The following is a 15,553-nucleotide window of genomic DNA, read 5'->3' as shown; positions in this document are numbered from 1 at the left end:
TCTTGCGGCCCTCACCAGCGCCCCGGCAGCCGCTCCTTGAGCAGATCCAGAAACGCCTGCACGGCCACCGGCAGGCTGCGGCCGGCCAGGGTCTGCACCTCCAGGTCGCGCAGGTCCATGCCGGCGTCGCTGATGGGCACGGCCACCACGGCGCCGGCGGCCACCAGGTGGCGCGCAGCGATCTCGCTGGCCACCGACAGCCCGCCGCCGTGTGCCACGAAGTTGAGCACCGTCTTGGCGTGGTTGCTGATGAGCACCGCTTCGAGCTGCAGGCCCTGGCGGCTGCAGACGATGTCGATCATCTGGCGCACCGTGGTCTCGGCCGGTGGCAGGGCCAGGGGGTAGGCGGCCATCTGCGCCAGCGTGACGCTGGCCGCGCCCGCCAGCGCATGGCCGGGCGGCACGAGCGCCAGCACCGGGGCGTTTTGCCGGTAGGCCACCTCGATGTCCTTGTGCGGCGCGCGGCTGAAGCACAGGCCGATGTCGGCCGCGCCGCTGCGCACGGCGTCGGGCACCTGGGCGGTGGGCAGCGAGATCACGCTGAACTGGATGCCGGTGTGCGTGCGCTGGAACTCCACGCACAGGCGCGGCACGAGCTCGTTGGCAAACGCGTCCGATGTGGCCAGGCGCACCTGCCCCGCACGCAGGCCCTGCAGCGCACCGATCTCGCCCAGCGCGCGCTCGGCGTCCAGCACCGTGCGCCGGGCGTGCACGGCCAAGATCTCGCCCGCGGCGGTCAGTACCATGCCGCGCGGGTGCCGGTCGAACAGCGGCGTGCCCAGCTGCGCCTCCAGCCCTGCGATCTGGCGGCTCAACGCCGAGGCGGCCACGTGCAGGCGGGCCGATGCCTCGGTGAGCGAGCCGCTGTGCGCCACCTCCAGGAAGTAGCGCAGGGCGGTGTCTTGCAGAAGCTGGGGGCGCATGGGGCAACGAGCGGGTATGGGGTTTGCAGTGTTTTGCCGTTGGGCAGCCCAAAGTATGAAGTGGTTTGCCGCCGCGGCAAAGCTGCTTGCCTATTTGGCGTTGGTACTGCGGGCGCGGGCTTTCTAAGATGGTTGGCAGGTCATCAATGCGTGTGCTGTGCAGCCGCCGGTCTTGCCTGGGTGCCTGCCATCTGCCACCTGAGACCTGTGTGTGCGGCACTGTGCGCCTTCCCCCTTTCTTCTGGAGTACCTGTATGCGTCTTTTTCCGTGGAGCCGTCGTGTTCTGTGCCTGGCCGGGCTGATGGTGTGGGGCGCAAGCGCACAGGCGCAGGCCGCGTGGCCCGACAAGCCCGTGCGCGTGATCGTGCCGTTTCCGGCCAGCGGGGCGACCGACCTGGTCGCGCGCGTGGTCACCCAGCGCGTGGCGGCCGACCTGGGCCAGCAGATGGTGGTGGACAACAAGCCCGGCGCGGGCGGCACCATCGGCACGGCCGAAGCCGCCAAGGCCGCGCCGGACGGCTACACGCTGCTGCTCACCACCAGCAGCACGCACGCCATCTCGCCCCACCTGATGCCGCGCCTGGCATACGACCCGCGCAAGGACTTCACGCCGGTGGTCCACGTGGCCGACGCGCCCAGCGTGCTGCTGGTGACCAACTCCCTGCCCGTCAAGAACGTGGCCGAGCTGATCGCCTACGGCAAGGCCCATCCCGGCAAGCTCAACTACGCCACCAGCGGCAACGGCACCATCGTGCACCTGAACACGGCGGCCTTCAGCGCGCAGGCTGGCGTGGAGATGACGCACATCCCCTACAAGGGCACGGCGCTGGCCATTCCGGACCTGATCGCCGGGCAGACCCATGTGCTGTTCGATTCGCTGCCCACGGGCATGCCGCACGCCAAGGCCGGCCGCCTGCGCGCCCTGGCCGTGACCAGCGAAAAGCGCAGCACGCTGGCGCCGGAGCTGCCCACGCTGGCCGAGTCCGGCCTGCCCGGGTATTCGTCGGTGACCTGGTTCGGCGTGTACCTGCCCGCAGGCGCACCACCCGCGCTGGTCGACAAGGTGCACAAGGCCTTTGCCAAGGCCGTGCAGGCGCCCGAAGTGGCCGAGAGCCTGGCCAAGCTGGGCGTGGAGCCCGCTGCGCCGCGCACGCCCGCGCAGTTCGGTGCGATGGTGCAGGCCGACAGCAACCGCTGGGCGACGGTGATTCGGCAGCACAAAATCACGGTGGAGTGACATCTCCCCGATACCCGTTTGCCGTCAAACAACGACAGAACCGTTCACGCCGAGCCTGTCGAAGCACCGCGCACGGCTTCGACAGGCTCAGCCCGAACTGCTTGGGCAGGAGCCGCCTTCGGCCCCTCGCCCGAGAGAACGACACCCTCGGTGCGGGGCGGGCCCTCCTCGGTGCCTCTCGCTTTGCGCCGCGCCAGTTTCAAGCGCCGCGAACCCTTGCGGGCAACCCATTCAGAACGCCATGAATAACCCAACCCTCGACTGGTCTCTTCCCTACGCCTCCCACCGCAGCGCCGTGATGGGACGCAATGTGGTCTCCACCTCGCAGCCGCTGGCCGCGCAGGCGGGGCTGCGCATGCTGCTGGCGGGCGGCAACGCGGTGGATGCCGCCATCGCCGCCGCCATGGCGCTCACCGTGGTCGAGCCCACGGGTTGCGGCATCGGCAGCGACGGCTTTGCCATCGTGTGGGACGGCAAGGAACTGCACGGCCTCAATGCCTCGGGCCGCTCGCCGGCCGCGTGGTCGCCGGAGTATTTTGAGAAGCTGGGCGGCATCCCCGAGACGGGGTGGAACGCGGTCACCGTGCCGGGCGCCGTCTCGGCCTGGGTGGCATTGTCCAGGCGCCTGGGCAAGCTGCCCTTCGCACAGCTGGCGCAACCCGCCATCGACTACGCGCGCCATGGTTTTCCGGTGTCGCCCACCATCGCCCGCCTGTGGGCGCTGGGCGGTGCCAAGCTGGGCGCGCAGCCCGGTTTCGCCGAATGCTTTCTGCCAGGTGGCCGTGCGCCGCAGGCGGGCGAGATCTTCCGCAGCGAGGCGCATGCCCGCACGCTGGAGCTGATCGCCGAGACGCAGGGCGAGGCCTTCTACCGCGGCGTCATCGCCGAGCGCATGGTGGCCCATGCGCAGGCCCACGGCGGCGCGATGACGCTCGAAGACCTGGCCTCCCACCAGGCGGACTGGGTGGGCACCATCGAGCAGCGCTTCGGCGACTCGGTGATCCACGAGATCCCGCCCAACGGCCAGGGCATTGCTGCGCTGATGGCGCTGGGCATGCTCGACGCGCACGGTGTCGGCAAGCATCCGCTCGACAGCGTCGAGACCGTGCACGCGAGCATCGAGGCCATGAAGCTCGCGCTGGCCGACCTGGACCAGTACAACGCCGACATCGATGCGATGCCGGTCACTCCCCGCGACCTGCTGCAGGCCGACTACCTGCGCAGCCGCGCGGCTCTCATCGACCCCGAGCGTGCCGGCGACCCCGGCCACGGCGCGCCGCGGCCGGGCGGCACGGTGTACCTGGCCGCGGCCGATGCGTCCGGCATGATGGTCTCGTTCATCCAGTCCAACTACATGGGGTTCGGCTCGGGCGTGGTGGTGCCGGGCACGGGCATCAGCCTGCAGAACCGGGGCCACGGCTTCAACCTCAGGCCCGGCCACGCCAACGAAGTGGGCCCGCGCAAGCGCCCTTCGCACACCATCATCCCGGCGTTTGCGATGCACGCGGACGGCACGCCGCAGATGGCCTTTGGCGTGATGGGCGGCCCCATGCAGAGCCAGGGCCACACCCAGATGGCGCTGCGCGTGCTGCGCTACGGCCAGAACCCCCAGGCCGCCGCCGACGCGCCCCGCTGGCGCGTGACCGGCGGCAAGGGCGTGGCCGTGGAGCCCGCGTTCGACCCCGCTGTGGTGGCCGCGCTGCGCGCGCGGGGCCACGAGGTCACGGTGGAAGAGGGCAACGGCGTGTTCGCCTTCGGCGGCGCGCAACTCGTGCTGCGCGAGGGCGGGCACTACATCGCCGGCTCCGACCCGCGCAAGGACGGGCACGCGGTCGCTTTCTGACCACCGGCCCTGGCGCGCAGGCGGCGGGGGCGCAGGCCGTCCACGGCCGCGGCGCGCGGGTCAGCCCGCTGCGCAGTCCGGAAAGCGCTTTTGCAACTCGGCCGCCGGCATGGTCTCGGCCACGTCGATGTTGCGCACGAGGGGGATGTACTCGCCCGGGTCGGTGAAGCGCATCAGGGTGCTCACCACCTGGTTCCTCGGGCCGTTCTTCATCTGGCAGCCGGCCAGCTCCAGGCCCAGGCTCAGTTCCCGCGGCCCGTCGTCGGCGGCCTTCCAGGCCAGCGCCTTGTCGCGCAGCGCCTGCAGGCGCGGCAGGGCGGCAGGCTCGATGCGCCAGACCTGCACCACGGTATGGATGGACTCGTACGGCGCCAGCGGGCTGCGTTCCGCGGTGCTGCGCAGTTCCTGCAGCGGCAGCTTTTCTTCCAGGCGTTCCACCGTGTCGCGGCCACCGGGCAGGCGCACCTTGCGCGACACGCCCACCGACAGCACCAGCGACTGACCGTGCAGCCGCAGGCTCGGGCTGTGCACCACGGCTGCGCGCAGCGCCGCGGGGTCCAGGGTTTCGATCTGCAGCTGGCGCAGCTTCCAGAGCGACGACACCGGCACGCTGCCGCATGCGGCGAGCAGCCCCGCGGCGCACACAGCCAGCAGCAAGGGTCTGCTCCACAGTGCCCGGCGGCTGCCGGAAAAAGCTGAGTGGGCAGCGCGCAGCAGTGCGGGTGCGGGCTCAGGGTTGCTCGGGGAAGACAGGGATCCGGGTTGCATGGGGCAATAATTACTGTAAAACGGCATGTTATTATTGTTTTACAGAAAACTCCAGGTGCCCAGATGCCTCATTCCTTTGCTTTGCAGCGCTCATCGGTCCACAGCACCGCCTTTCGGCGGCTGGCCTGGGGGCTGCTCGTGGCCAGCTGGGCCTGTGCGCTGGTGTCCATCGGGCTATCGTTGGCGCGCTGGGCCGCCATCGGGCACGCGATGGATTGGGGGCGCTGGCTGCCTGTGACCGTGGTGCCTGCGCAGGCCATGGTGGCGGGCGTGGTCGCCCCGGCAACGATGGACACGGCCTGGCGCTGGCTGGGCGTGGCGCTGGAGTGCATACCCGGCCTGGCCCTGTTGTACACCGTGCTGTGCGTGCACCGCATCTGCCGCGCCTTCTTGCGCGGCGAGGTGTTCGGCCCGGAGGTCGTGCGCGGTTTCAGGGGCGTGGGCTGGGGCTTTCTGGCGATGTTCGTGGCGTCGCTGGTCTACCAGGTCGGCGTCTCGGCGCTGCTGTCGTGGCTCGCGTCGGGGCAAAAGGGCGGTATGGTCGTGCTGGGCGTGAGCTCGTTCGAGATGAGTGTGGTGGTGGTCGGGCTGATGATGCTGCTGCTGGCCCACGTGCTCGCCGAGGGCAGCCGCCTGAAGGCCGAATCCGATGCGTTTGTCTGAAAACAGGTTCCGAGAGCGACTGCCACACCATGACGATTGTTGTCACCCTGGATGAGATGCTGGTACGCCGCAAGGTCAAGTCGCGCGATCTGGCGGCCCACGTGGGCATCACCGAGGCCAACCTGTCCTTGCTCAAGAGCGGCAAGGTCAAGGGCGTGCGCTTCGAGACACTGTCGGCCATCTGCGAGTACCTGCAGTGTCAGCCCGGCGACCTGCTGGCGTGGGTGGACAGCGGCGGCGATGGCGCCGACGACGGCGCGGTGCAAGAAGGCGTGTAAGTGCGCCAGTGGGGCTGGGGTGCCGCTCCCGTCAGCCGGCGCAGGCGCGTGGCGGTGGCCGTGCTGGCCTCCGTGCTGCTGCACGGCGTCATCCTGACCGCGTGGAATCTGCCAAGCAGCCGCATCTTCCCGTCGCCACCAGCGCCGCCATCCGCATCACCGCGACAGGCGATGGAGGTGCAGTGGATCACGCCTGCCGAGGTGCTGCAGCCCGCCACGGCGGTGCGCGAGCCGGAGCGTGCGCAGGCTCGCCCCCAGGGTTCCGTTCCCGCATCTGCATCGCGGCCGGTGCGTGCGGCAGAGCGCCCCCGCAGCGCCAACGCGCCCGCCGAGGCAGTGACCGGCACGGTCATCGGCAGCCCGCCACCCGCCGTGCAGCAGCCCCCTGCACAGGCCGCGACTGCCGCAGCGCCAGCGCCGCAGCTGCCTGCGTCCGACAGCCGGATGGCCGATGCCCCGCTGCGCTGGAGCCCCGACGCCGTGGGCCGTGCCGACCGCCAGGAGCGCGAATGGCAGCGTCGCCACGGTGAGGTTCCGGCGGCGCAACGGGCGGCCGGCGCAGGCGCAGGTGCTGCCATGCCTTGGGGTGGCGCGGTTGCGACCCGTGAATGGCGTGGGGGCGATGGGTCGCGCGTGGCGCAGGTGCAGGGCCTGGGCGGCAGCAGTTACTGCGTGCGGTTGCCATCGGCCAATCGCCTGCCCGATGTGGGCGCCGCACCGCGCGTGGCGCCCGTCACCAACTGCCCTTGATCCCGCCGATTGCCCTGGGGCCGCCGGGCCGCATCGCCGGTCAGCGCGCAGGCGTGCGCTCCAGCAGCATCGCGTCGCCGTAGCTGAAGAAGCGGTACTTCTGTGCGATGGCGTGGCGGTACAGGCCCATCACATGCGCGTAGCCGGCAAAGGCGCTCACCAGCATCATCAGCGTGCTCTTGGGCAGGTGGAAGTTGGTGATCAGCACGTCCACCACCTGAAAGGCAAACCCCGGCGTGATGAAGATGCTGGTGTCGCCCGACGCCTGGCCCGAGCGGGCCCATGATTCGAGCGTGCGCACCGTGGTCGTGCCCACCGCCACCACGCGGCCGCCGCGCTGGCGGCAGCGCTCCAGCGCGGCCAGCGTGGCGTGCGGCACCTCGTACCACTCGCTGTGCATCTGGTGCTCGGCCAGGTTCTCGGTCTTTACCGGCTGGAAGGTGCCGGCGCCCACGTGCAGCGTGACGCTGGCGCGCTCGATGCCGCGCGCCGCCAGGTCGTCCAGCACGCCGTCGTCGAAGTGCAGCGCGGCCGTGGGCGCGGCCACGGCGCCGGGGTTGCGGGCGAACACGGTCTGGTAGCGCTGGGTGTCCTCGGCTTCGTCGGGGTCGTGGTCGGCGTTCTGCTGGCGCTCGATGTAGGGCGGCAGCGGCAGGTGGCCGTGGCGCTCCATCAGCTCCCAGGGCGATTCGCCCGCGGGGCCCTGCAGCGCAAAGCGGAACAGCGGGCCGTCATCATGGGGCCAGCGCGACAGCAGCGTGGCGTCGAAGCCGCCGCCGTGGCGCCCGCCGGCCATGTGCACGGTGCTGCCGGGCAGGGGCTTCTTGCTGACCTTCATGTGGGCGACGACTTCATTGCCCGGGTTGTCGGCTTCGGCGGGCAGCACGCGCTCTATCAGCAGCTCCAGCTTGCCGCCGCTGGCCTTCTCGCCAAAGATGCGCGCCTTGACCACGCGCGTGTCGTTGAACACCAGCAGGTCGCCCGCGCGCAGCAGGCCGGGCAGGTCGCGGAAGATGCGGTCGGCAGGCTCGATGGCGCGGCCGTCGAGCAGGCGCGATGCGCTGCGCTCTGCGGCGGGGTGCTGGGCGATAAGTTCGGGGGGCAGCGAGAAGTCGAAGTCGCTGAGGGTGTAGGCGCGCGGCGCGCCGGGGTCGATGTCGGTCATGGTGCTTGAGGGCCGGACGGGCCCGTGCCAAGAAAGGCGGAGGTCAGGGGAAGAAAGGGTGCGATTGTCCCACGCGGCCTCCTGCATTACGCGCCACGGGCCGTGCCGGAGCGCGATGCGCCCGAGCGGGCCTGGCGGCCCGGGACCGGGGAAAAGACGCCCGCCTTCAGGCGCTGGCCACGGTAACCGTGGTAGCCTTTTTGATTCGATTGCTTCGTTCGCACCACCCCGCTCCATGCCTGCCGCTGCCCCCCGCGTTCCCCTGAGCCCCAAAGCCGCTGCAGCGCCTGCTGGCGCGGCCAAAGGCGGCGCGTCGGTAGCGCAGAAGGCGATGCACAAGCTGGGCCTCCAGCGCGACATCGACCTGGCGCTGCACCTGCCCCTGCGCTACGAGGACGAGACCCGCATCACCCCGCTGGCCAACGCGCGCGACGGCCAGATGGTGCAGGTCGAAGCCACCGTGATCGCCAGCGAGGTACAGCTGCGGCCGCGCCGCCAGCTGCTGGTGCAGGTCGAGGACGACACCGGCACCTGCGAACTGCGCTTCTTCAGCTTCTACCCCTCGCACCAGAAGACCCTGTCGGTGGGCGCGCGCCTGCGCATCCGCGGCGAGGTCAAGGGCGGCTTCTGGGGCCGGCAGATGCTGCACCCGGCGTTTCGGCTGGCGGGCGGCGAGCTGCCAGCCGCGCTCACGCCCGTCTACCCCACCACGGCCGGCCTGCCGCAGCCCTACCTGCGCCGCGCGGTGGTCGGTGCGCTGGCCCGGGTGGACCTGTCGGACACGCTGCCCCCTGGCACCGAGCCGCCGTATGCGCGGTTCAATAGCCAAAATGGCCTCCCGCGCTTGTTCAGCCTGCGCGAGGCGCTCACTTTTTTGCATCACCCCACGCCGGACGTGGCGATGTCCACGCTGGAAGACCACAGCCACCCGGCCTGGCAGCGGCTCAAGGTGGAGGAGCTGCTGGCCCAGCAGCTGTCGCAGCAGCAATCGCGCCGCGCGCGGGACATGCTGCGTGCGCCCGTGCTGCACGTGCGTCGGCCCACCGATGGTGCGCTGCCGCTGCACGAGCAACTGATGGCCGTGCTGCCCTTCAGCCTGACCGCCGCGCAGCGCCGCGTGGGCGAGGAGATCGCGGCCGACCTGGCGCGCCAGGTGCCCATGCACCGGCTGCTGCAGGGCGACGTGGGCTCGGGCAAGACCGTGGTCTCCGCCTTGGCCGCGTGCCTGGCCATGGACGCGGGCTGGCAGTGCGCGCTGATGGCGCCCACCGAAATTCTGGCCGAGCAGCATTTCGCCAAGATGATCGGCTGGCTCGAACCGCTGCTGGCCGCGCGCGGCCGCAAGGTGGCCTGGCTGGTGGGCGGGCAAAAGAAGAAGGACCGCACCGCCATGCTCGCGCTGGTCGAGAGCGGCGAGGCCGCGCTGGTGGTGGGCACCCACGCCGTGATCCAGGATCAGGTGCGGTTCAAGAACCTGGCGCTGGCCATCATCGACGAGCAGCACCGCTTTGGCGTCGCGCAGCGGCTGGCGCTGCGGCAAAAGCTGGCCGAGCACGGCATGGAGCCGCACATGCTGATGATGAGCGCCACGCCCATCCCGCGCACGCTGGCCATGAGCTACTACGCCGACCTCGACGTCTCGGTGATCGACGAGCTGCCTCCGGGCCGCACGCCCATCGTCACCAAGCTGATTGCCGACAGCCGCAAGGACGAAGTCATCGAGCGCATCGGCGCCCAGGTGCAGGCCGGCCGGCAGGTGTACTGGGTGTGCCCGCTGATCGAGGAAAGCGAGGCGCTGGACCTGAGTAACGCCACGGCCACGCACGCCGACCTGAGCGAAGCCTTGCCAGGCTGCATGGTCGGCCTGCTGCACTCGCGCATGCCCACCGCCGAGAAAAAGGCGGTGATGGCGCTGTTCACCAGCGGCCAGATGGGCGTGCTGGTCAGCACCACCGTGATCGAGGTGGGGGTGGACGTGCCCAATGCCTCGCTCATGGTCATCGAGCATGCCGAGCGTTTCGGCCTGTCGCAACTGCACCAGCTGCGCGGCCGCGTGGGCCGCGGCGCGGCGGCGTCCGCCTGCGTGCTGCTGTATGCCACCAACGACAGCGGCCGCGTGGGCGAGACCGCCAAGGAGCGCCTGCGCGCCATGGCCGAGACCAACGACGGCTTCGAGATCGCCCGCCGCGACCTGGAGATCCGCGGCCCCGGCGAGTTCCTGGGCGCGCGCCAGTCGGGCGACGCGCTGCTGCGCTTTGCCGACCTGGCCACCGACACCGTGCTGCTCGACTGGGCCCGCGAGCTGGCGCCGGTCATGCTGGACCGCTACCCGGACCTGGCGGCGAAACACGTGGCGCGCTGGTTGGGTGGAAAATCGGACTATCTGAAGGCATGAAGATGGCATTCCCCCGAAGCCGCCACGGGCAGGGGACTGCCATTCACCCCCAGCCCAGGAACAGACCATGACCCTGACCGAACTCAAATACATCGTCGCCGTGGCGCGCGAGAAGCACTTTGGCCATGCGGCCGATGCCTGCTATGTCTCGCAGCCCACGCTGTCGGTGGCGATCAAGAAGCTGGAGGAAGAGCTCGATGTGAAGCTCTTCGAGCGCAGCGCGGGCGAGGTATCGGTCACGCCGCTGGGCGAGGAGATCGTGCGCCAAGCGCAGAGCGTGCTGGAGCAGGCCGCGGCCATCAAGGAGATCGCCAAGCGCGGCAAGGACCCGCTGGCGGGCCCGCTGACCCTGGGCGTGATCTACACCATCGGGCCCTACCTGCTGCCCGACCTGGTGCGCCAGGCCATCGGCCGCTCGCCCCAGATGCCGCTGATGCTGCAGGAGAACTTCACCGTCAAGCTGCTGGAGATGCTGCGCACCGGCGAGATCGACTGCGCCATCCTCGCCGAGCCGTTCCCCGACACCGGGCTGGCCATGGCGCCGCTGTACGACGAGCCCTTCATGGCGGCCGTACCCAGTTCGCACCCGCTGGCGGCCAAGAAGTCCGTCACCGCCGCCGAGCTCAAGAGCGAGACCATGCTGCTGCTGGGCTCGGGCCACTGCTTTCGCGACCATGTGCTCGAGGTCTGCCCCGAGTTCGCGCGCTTTTCCAGCAACGCCGAGGGCATCCGCAAGTCGTTCGAGGGCTCGTCGCTCGAGACCATCAAGCACATGGTGGCGGCAGGCATGGGCGTGACGCTGGTGCCGCGCCTGTCGGTGCCGCGCGATGCGCTGCTCACGGTGTCGCGCCGCCGCAAGAGCGACGAAACCTACGTGCGCTACCTGCCCATCCGCGAGGAGGACGGCGGCCCGCCGCCCATGCGCCGCGTGGTGCTGGCCTGGCGGCGCAGCTTCACCCGCTACGAGGCGATTGCCGCGCTGCGCAACGCGGTGTACGCGTGCGAGTTGCCGGGCGTCAAGCGGCTGTCCTGAACATCGCTTCGACGGCTGTTTCGATCGCCGCCTGAGCAGGGCGGCAAGGGCTACACTTTCGCCCCGCATGGCGTGCAGTCTTTCAGGGGCCCGCCACGGGCGGCGACAACGCGCTGCCCGGACTGCAGGCCGAGCGACAGGCGGCCCGCAGGCGCCGTGCGCACTCCACAACCCAAGGAAAACAAGCAATGAAGAAGATTCTGATGGCCGCCAGCCTGGCCGTGGGCCTGGCCGCGTGCACCAGCATGCCCACCAACGCACCCTCGGCGGGCACGGTCAAGAAGGCCGACATGGACCGCCTGGTGGCCGTGCTGCCCGCTGCAGCGCAAGGCAGCTTCACCGAGTTCCTGGCCCAGGCCGCGCGCGAGAACGCGCTGCTGCGCGCCAGCGTGGCGGCCTATGCGGCCAAACAGCCGCTGGCGGGCGATGACCTGGTCAACATCAGCCGGCTGCTGGGCCTGTACAACCGCCTGCACAACCAGGCCGCGGTGATCGACGCCACGGCGAAGATGGTGGCCATCCCCACGGTGCGCGCCGACAAGGTGCCGCCGCACGAGGACAAGAACATCATCGCCTTCGGCGCGCTGGTCGAGGGCATGGCCCGCGACTTCGGCCTGGTGTACCGCAACGTGGACAACCGCATCTTCGAAGTGAAGCTGCCCGGCAGCAGCAGTGAGGAGTTCGGCATCCTCACCCACGCCGACGTGGTGCCCGTGGTGGCCGACGAATGGGTGCTGGACGACGGCACGCGCCTGGACCCCTTCAAGCTCACCCGCGTGGGCGGCAACCTGTACGGCCGCGGCTCCATCGACGACAAGGGCTCCATCGCTGCCGTGCTGTACGCCATGAAGGCCGTGAAGGAAAGCGGCCTGCCGCTGTCGCGCACCATCCGCCTCATGATCGAGACGACCGAAGAGACCGGTGGCGACGCGATGAAGTACTACCGCGCCAAGACCGCGCTGCCCGAGTACAACATCGTGCTGGACAGCAAGTACCCCGCCGTGGTGGCCGAAAAGGGCTCCGGCGCGCTGCGCGCCTCGTTCGCGCTGGGGCCGGCGGCCGGTGCCGGTGCCACCGCCATCACCGCCATGGCAGGGGCCGCATCGACCAATGCCGTGCCGCAGACCGCCACGGCCAGGCTGCAAGGCGGCAACACCGCCGATGTGGCGGCGCGCCTGAACGCTGCCAAGGCTGCGTTCGTCGAGAAGTACAAGCCGCAGGGTGGCCCCTTCAGCATCGACGTCACGCAGGACGGCGCCGCCGTGCAGGTCAAGGTCACCGGCGCATCGGCCCACGGCTCGCGCCCTGAAGAAGGCGTGAACCCGCTGCCGCGCCTGGCGCTGTTCCTCAAGGAGTCCGGCGTCGCGCTGGCCCCCAACGGTTACGCGCAGGCCGTGCGCTACCTCACCGACCTGTATGGCACCGACTACCTGGGCCGCACGCTGGGCCTGGCGTATGCCGACGACTTCATGGGCCCACTCACCATGTCGCCCAACCTCGTGCGCGAGAAGGATGGCCAGGTCGATGTGCTCGTGAACGTGCGCATGCCCCGCGGCAGCACGCCCGAGGCGCTCTCGCAGGCCACCTCGGCCAGGATCAAGGCCTGGGGCACCCAGGCCGGCGTGGCGGTGGAGGTGGACCACCAACAGGGCAACTGGATGGCCCGCGACCCCAAGGGCGCCTGGCTCTCCACGTTGCTCAACACCTTCGGCGACACCACGGGCCTCGAAGCCAAGCCCGTGCCCACGGCCGGCAGCACCACGGCCAAGCTCATGCCCAACGCCATCAACTTCGGCCCCGCCATGCCCGGCAAGAAGTACACGGCGCACAACGCCAAGGAGTTCAAGGAAGTGGTGGACCTGGACGCGGACATGCAGATGTTCACCGAGATGCTCGTGCGCATCGGGAATTTGAGCCAGATGCAGTGATGGCTTTGGCGCCTGCGCTAAAGTGATCCGTCAGCCGCCGTGCGCTGCAGCTCCGGGCCCACCGGGGCCGCAGCGCACGGCGGATTCCATCGATTGACCCTCATCCAACGAAGGAGCTCCCCATGGCCAAGGCCCCCAAGACCGCCACACCTGCCACCACCGCCCCCCGCATCAATATCGGCATCAGCGACAAGGACCGCGCCGCCATCGCGCAGGGCCTCTCGCGCCTGCTGGCGGACACCTACACGCTGTACCTGACCACGCACAACTTCCACTGGAACGTGACGGGCCCGATGTTCAACACGCTGCACACCATGTTCATGGCGCAGTACACCGAGCTGTGGAACGCGGTCGACCCGGTCGCCGAGCGCATCCGCTCGCTGGGCCACGTGGCCCCCGGCTCGTACGCCGAATTCGGCAAGCTGGCCACCGTGCCCGACGCGCCCAGCCAGCCGCCCAAGGCGCTGGAGATGGTGCGCATCCTGGTCGAAGGCCATGAGGCTGTGGCCCGCACCGCGCGCAGCCTGTTCCCGCTGGCCGACAAGGCCAGCGACGAGCCCACCGCCGACCTGCTGACCCAGCGCCTCACGGTGCACGAGCAGACCGCGTGGATGCTGCGCTCGCTGCTGGAAGAATGAGAGCCGGGTAAGTAAGCCACCGCTTCGGTGGCAGCCCAGGGCCGCCGCTCCGGTGCACCGGAGCGGCCATCCCGCCTGCCGGGGGACGTCTGCAAAGTGCGTTTTGTCCTACAGAACGTGTGAGCAGTTGTACGGATGATGCGAGTTTTGATCATGCTGCCCATCGCGGCGGTGTGGCGGCTGGACCAACCCGGTGATCTATGCGAATCCTGTACGTTGAAGACAACCCCGAGCTGCGCGAAACCATCGGCATGCTGATGGAAGGCGACGGCCAGACGGTGACCTCGTGCGCCACGGCCGAAGAGGCGCTGGCGCTTGATGCCGAGGACCCCTTCGACCTGCTCGTCTCCGACGTCAGCCTGCCCGGCATGTCGGGCACGGACCTGGCCCGCAAGGTGCTGGCCGTGGACCCGCAGCGCTGGGTGGTGCTGTGCACCGGCTACGAGCTGGGCGACTATGCCTCCGCCTGGGGCCCGAACGTGCGCACGCTGCTCAAGCCCTTCGAGCTGGAAGACCTGGAGAGCCTGCTGGACTCCATCCGCGCTGCAGTCCACCGCACCGCGGCCTGACAGGCACTTCGGCGCCGCCCGCCGCCCGGACCCCGCGCCTTCGCTCTGAGCCCTGTCCCCGAGCCTTCGCCCTGAGCCGGCCTGTACCGCAGCAGTACAGGCCACCCCGACCCCCACACCTTCCCGTCCCTGTCGAGCCCCCGCCGGGTTGGCCTTGGGCCTGCGCCCGCGCTACGCCAGCCTGTCTCCCGGCCTGTCCGCCCGCCGGTCGGCGGCAGGGCAGGGCGCCACCCGCGGCAGCTCCACCCGAAAGCGCGTGGTGCCGTCCTGCGAGGACGCATGGATATGCCCGCCGTGCGCCCGCACGATCTGGTGGGCGATGAACAGGCCCAGGCCCAGCCCCTGATGGCGCCCGGGCGCGCGCTCCCGCCCGCGGAACGGGTCGAACAGATGGGGCAGGAGGTCGGGCGCGATGGTGCCGCCGTTGGCCACCTCCAGCACCAGCGTGTCGGCCAGGCGACCGTCCAGCAGCACCTGCACCGGCTCGCCTTCCGCCCCGTGGTGCACGGCATTGCCGACCAGGTTGGTCACCACCTGGCACAGCCGCTCGCCGTCCCACGTGCCTGACAGGTCCCCCTGCAGCGTGGACGCGATGGTGCGGTCCGGGTGGCCGGTCTGGATTTCACCCAGGACGCGCTGCACCAGCACCTGCATGTCGGTCGGGCCGGGCTGAAGGCCCAGCCCGCCGGCTTGGCGGATGCGGGTGACGTCCAGCAGGTCCTCGATCATGCCGGCCATGCGCTGGCTGCTGCCGAGCACGCGGTCCGCCATGGCTTCGATCTTGTCCGGCTCGGGTTGGCGCTTGAGCAGGGTGGCCGCCGCCGTGATCGACATCAGCGGGGTGCGCAGGTCGTGGCTCAGCACGGCCATGAACATCTCGTTGATGCGCAGCGCCTGGGTGCGTTCGTGCAGCTCGTGGGCCAGCGCCTGCTTGCGCCGGTGCAGGTCGAAGAACACCTGGGCCTTGGTGGCGAGCATGTGCGGGTCGATGGGCTTGTACAGAAAGTCCACCGCCCCGGTTTCGTAGCCCCGGAACTGCCAGTTCTGCTCGCGCGAACCGGCGGTCATGAAGATCAGCGGGATGTGCCGCGTGCGTTCGCTGCCGCGCATCAGCTCGGCCAGTTCGAACCCGTTCATCTCGGGCATCTGCACGTCCAGCAGCGCCAGGGCCACGTCGCTGTGGCTGAGCAGCAGCTCCAGCGCCTCGGGGCCCGACTGGGCCTTCAGGATCTCGATGCCTTCGCGCTGCTGCAGCAGGGCTTCGAGCGCGATCAGGTTCTCCTGCACGTCATCGACCAGCAGGCACTTGATGCGCTCGGTGGGCGCAGGCGGGGGGGGCGATGTCAGGGGGTTCATCGGGCG

At 70.0% G+C, this 15,553-nt stretch carries 14 protein-coding genes; 10 read left to right on the top strand and 4 right to left on the bottom strand.

What is annotated here, in order from left to right:
• Positions 1 to 11 precede the first annotated feature (11 nt).
• Positions 12 to 923, bottom strand: a complete 912-nt coding sequence (locus ASG27_RS21145) for a LysR family transcriptional regulator (RefSeq protein ID WP_056420417.1) — start codon at positions 921 to 923, stop codon at positions 12 to 14.
• A gap of 254 nt (positions 924 to 1,177) precedes the next feature.
• Between ASG27_RS21145 and ASG27_RS21140 the strand changes: the two genes are divergently transcribed.
• Positions 1,178 to 2,161, top strand: a complete 984-nt coding sequence (locus tag ASG27_RS21140) for a Bug family tripartite tricarboxylate transporter substrate binding protein (RefSeq protein WP_056420415.1) — start codon at positions 1,178 to 1,180, stop codon at positions 2,159 to 2,161.
• Positions 2,162 to 2,402: 241 nt separating this feature from the next.
• Positions 2,403 to 4,004, top strand: a complete 1,602-nt coding sequence (locus ASG27_RS21135; RefSeq protein ID WP_056420412.1) for a gamma-glutamyltransferase family protein — start codon at positions 2,403 to 2,405, stop codon at positions 4,002 to 4,004.
• A 60-nt stretch (positions 4,005 to 4,064) separates the two neighbouring features.
• Here ASG27_RS21135 and ASG27_RS21130 read toward each other — a convergent pair whose 3' ends face one another.
• Positions 4,065 to 4,661 carry a hypothetical protein gene (locus tag ASG27_RS21130; protein WP_056420408.1) on the bottom strand — a complete coding sequence of 199 codons (597 nt, stop codon included), beginning with the start codon at positions 4,659 to 4,661 and terminating at the stop codon, positions 4,065 to 4,067.
• Between the two features lie 174 nt (positions 4,662 to 4,835).
• On the opposite strand from ASG27_RS21130, the gene ASG27_RS21125 reads away from it, so the two are divergent.
• From ASG27_RS21125 to ASG27_RS21115, 3 genes are read left to right on the top strand one after another with little or no spacing between them, the layout of a single operon-like run.
• Complete coding sequence (locus ASG27_RS21125; protein WP_235504098.1) at positions 4,836 to 5,435, top strand: DUF2975 domain-containing protein; 600 nt, start codon at positions 4,836 to 4,838, stop codon at positions 5,433 to 5,435.
• Positions 5,436 to 5,464: 29 nt separating this feature from the next.
• Entirely contained in the window at positions 5,465 to 5,713 is a 249-nt protein-coding gene (locus ASG27_RS21120; protein ID WP_056172504.1) for a helix-turn-helix domain-containing protein, read from the top strand.
• A complete protein-coding gene (locus ASG27_RS21115) occupies positions 5,714 to 6,463 on the top strand; it encodes a hypothetical protein (RefSeq protein ID WP_056423185.1) in 750 nt (249 codons plus the stop codon). It abuts the gene before it with no gap.
• 40 nt (positions 6,464 to 6,503) lie between these two features.
• Here ASG27_RS21115 and queA read toward each other — a convergent pair whose 3' ends face one another.
• Positions 6,504 to 7,628: a tRNA preQ1(34) S-adenosylmethionine ribosyltransferase-isomerase QueA gene (gene queA / locus ASG27_RS21110; RefSeq protein WP_056420400.1), complete on the bottom strand. Its 1,125-nt coding sequence runs from the start codon at positions 7,626 to 7,628 to the stop codon at positions 6,504 to 6,506.
• Positions 7,629 to 7,863: 235 nt separating this feature from the next.
• Between queA and recG the strand changes: the two genes are divergently transcribed.
• The 5 genes from recG (at position 7,864) to ASG27_RS21085 (ending at position 14,191) form a co-directional block, all read left to right on the top strand.
• Positions 7,864 to 10,023 (top strand): ATP-dependent DNA helicase RecG, encoded by a 2,160-nt coding sequence (gene recG, locus ASG27_RS21105; protein WP_056420397.1) that lies wholly within the window; start codon positions 7,864 to 7,866, stop codon positions 10,021 to 10,023.
• A gap of 67 nt (positions 10,024 to 10,090) precedes the next feature.
• Entirely contained in the window at positions 10,091 to 11,056 is a 966-nt protein-coding gene (locus ASG27_RS21100) for a LysR substrate-binding domain-containing protein (RefSeq protein ID WP_056420394.1), read from the top strand.
• 188 nt (positions 11,057 to 11,244) lie between these two features.
• A complete protein-coding gene (locus tag ASG27_RS21095) occupies positions 11,245 to 12,984 on the top strand; it encodes a dipeptidase (RefSeq protein WP_082486050.1) in 1,740 nt (579 codons plus the stop codon).
• 122 nt (positions 12,985 to 13,106) lie between these two features.
• Entirely contained in the window at positions 13,107 to 13,622 is a 516-nt protein-coding gene (locus ASG27_RS21090) for a Dps family protein (RefSeq protein WP_056420391.1), read from the top strand.
• Between the two features lie 200 nt (positions 13,623 to 13,822).
• A complete protein-coding gene (locus ASG27_RS21085) occupies positions 13,823 to 14,191 on the top strand; it encodes a response regulator (protein WP_056420388.1) in 369 nt (122 codons plus the stop codon).
• Between the two features lie 171 nt (positions 14,192 to 14,362).
• On the opposite strand, the gene ASG27_RS21080 is transcribed toward ASG27_RS21085, so the two are convergent.
• On the bottom strand, positions 14,363 to 15,547 hold the full coding sequence (locus tag ASG27_RS21080; RefSeq protein WP_156370843.1) for a hybrid sensor histidine kinase/response regulator: 1,185 nt from the start codon (positions 15,545 to 15,547) through the stop codon (positions 14,363 to 14,365).
• Positions 15,548 to 15,553 lie beyond the last annotated feature (6 nt).

It is taken from the genome of Acidovorax sp. Leaf191, assembly GCF_001424425.1.
GTDB lineage: Bacteria > Pseudomonadota > Gammaproteobacteria > Burkholderiales > Burkholderiaceae_C > Acidovorax.
The sequence above is the reverse complement of the archived record's forward strand: the minus strand, read 5'-3'. Positions and strand labels throughout refer to the sequence as shown.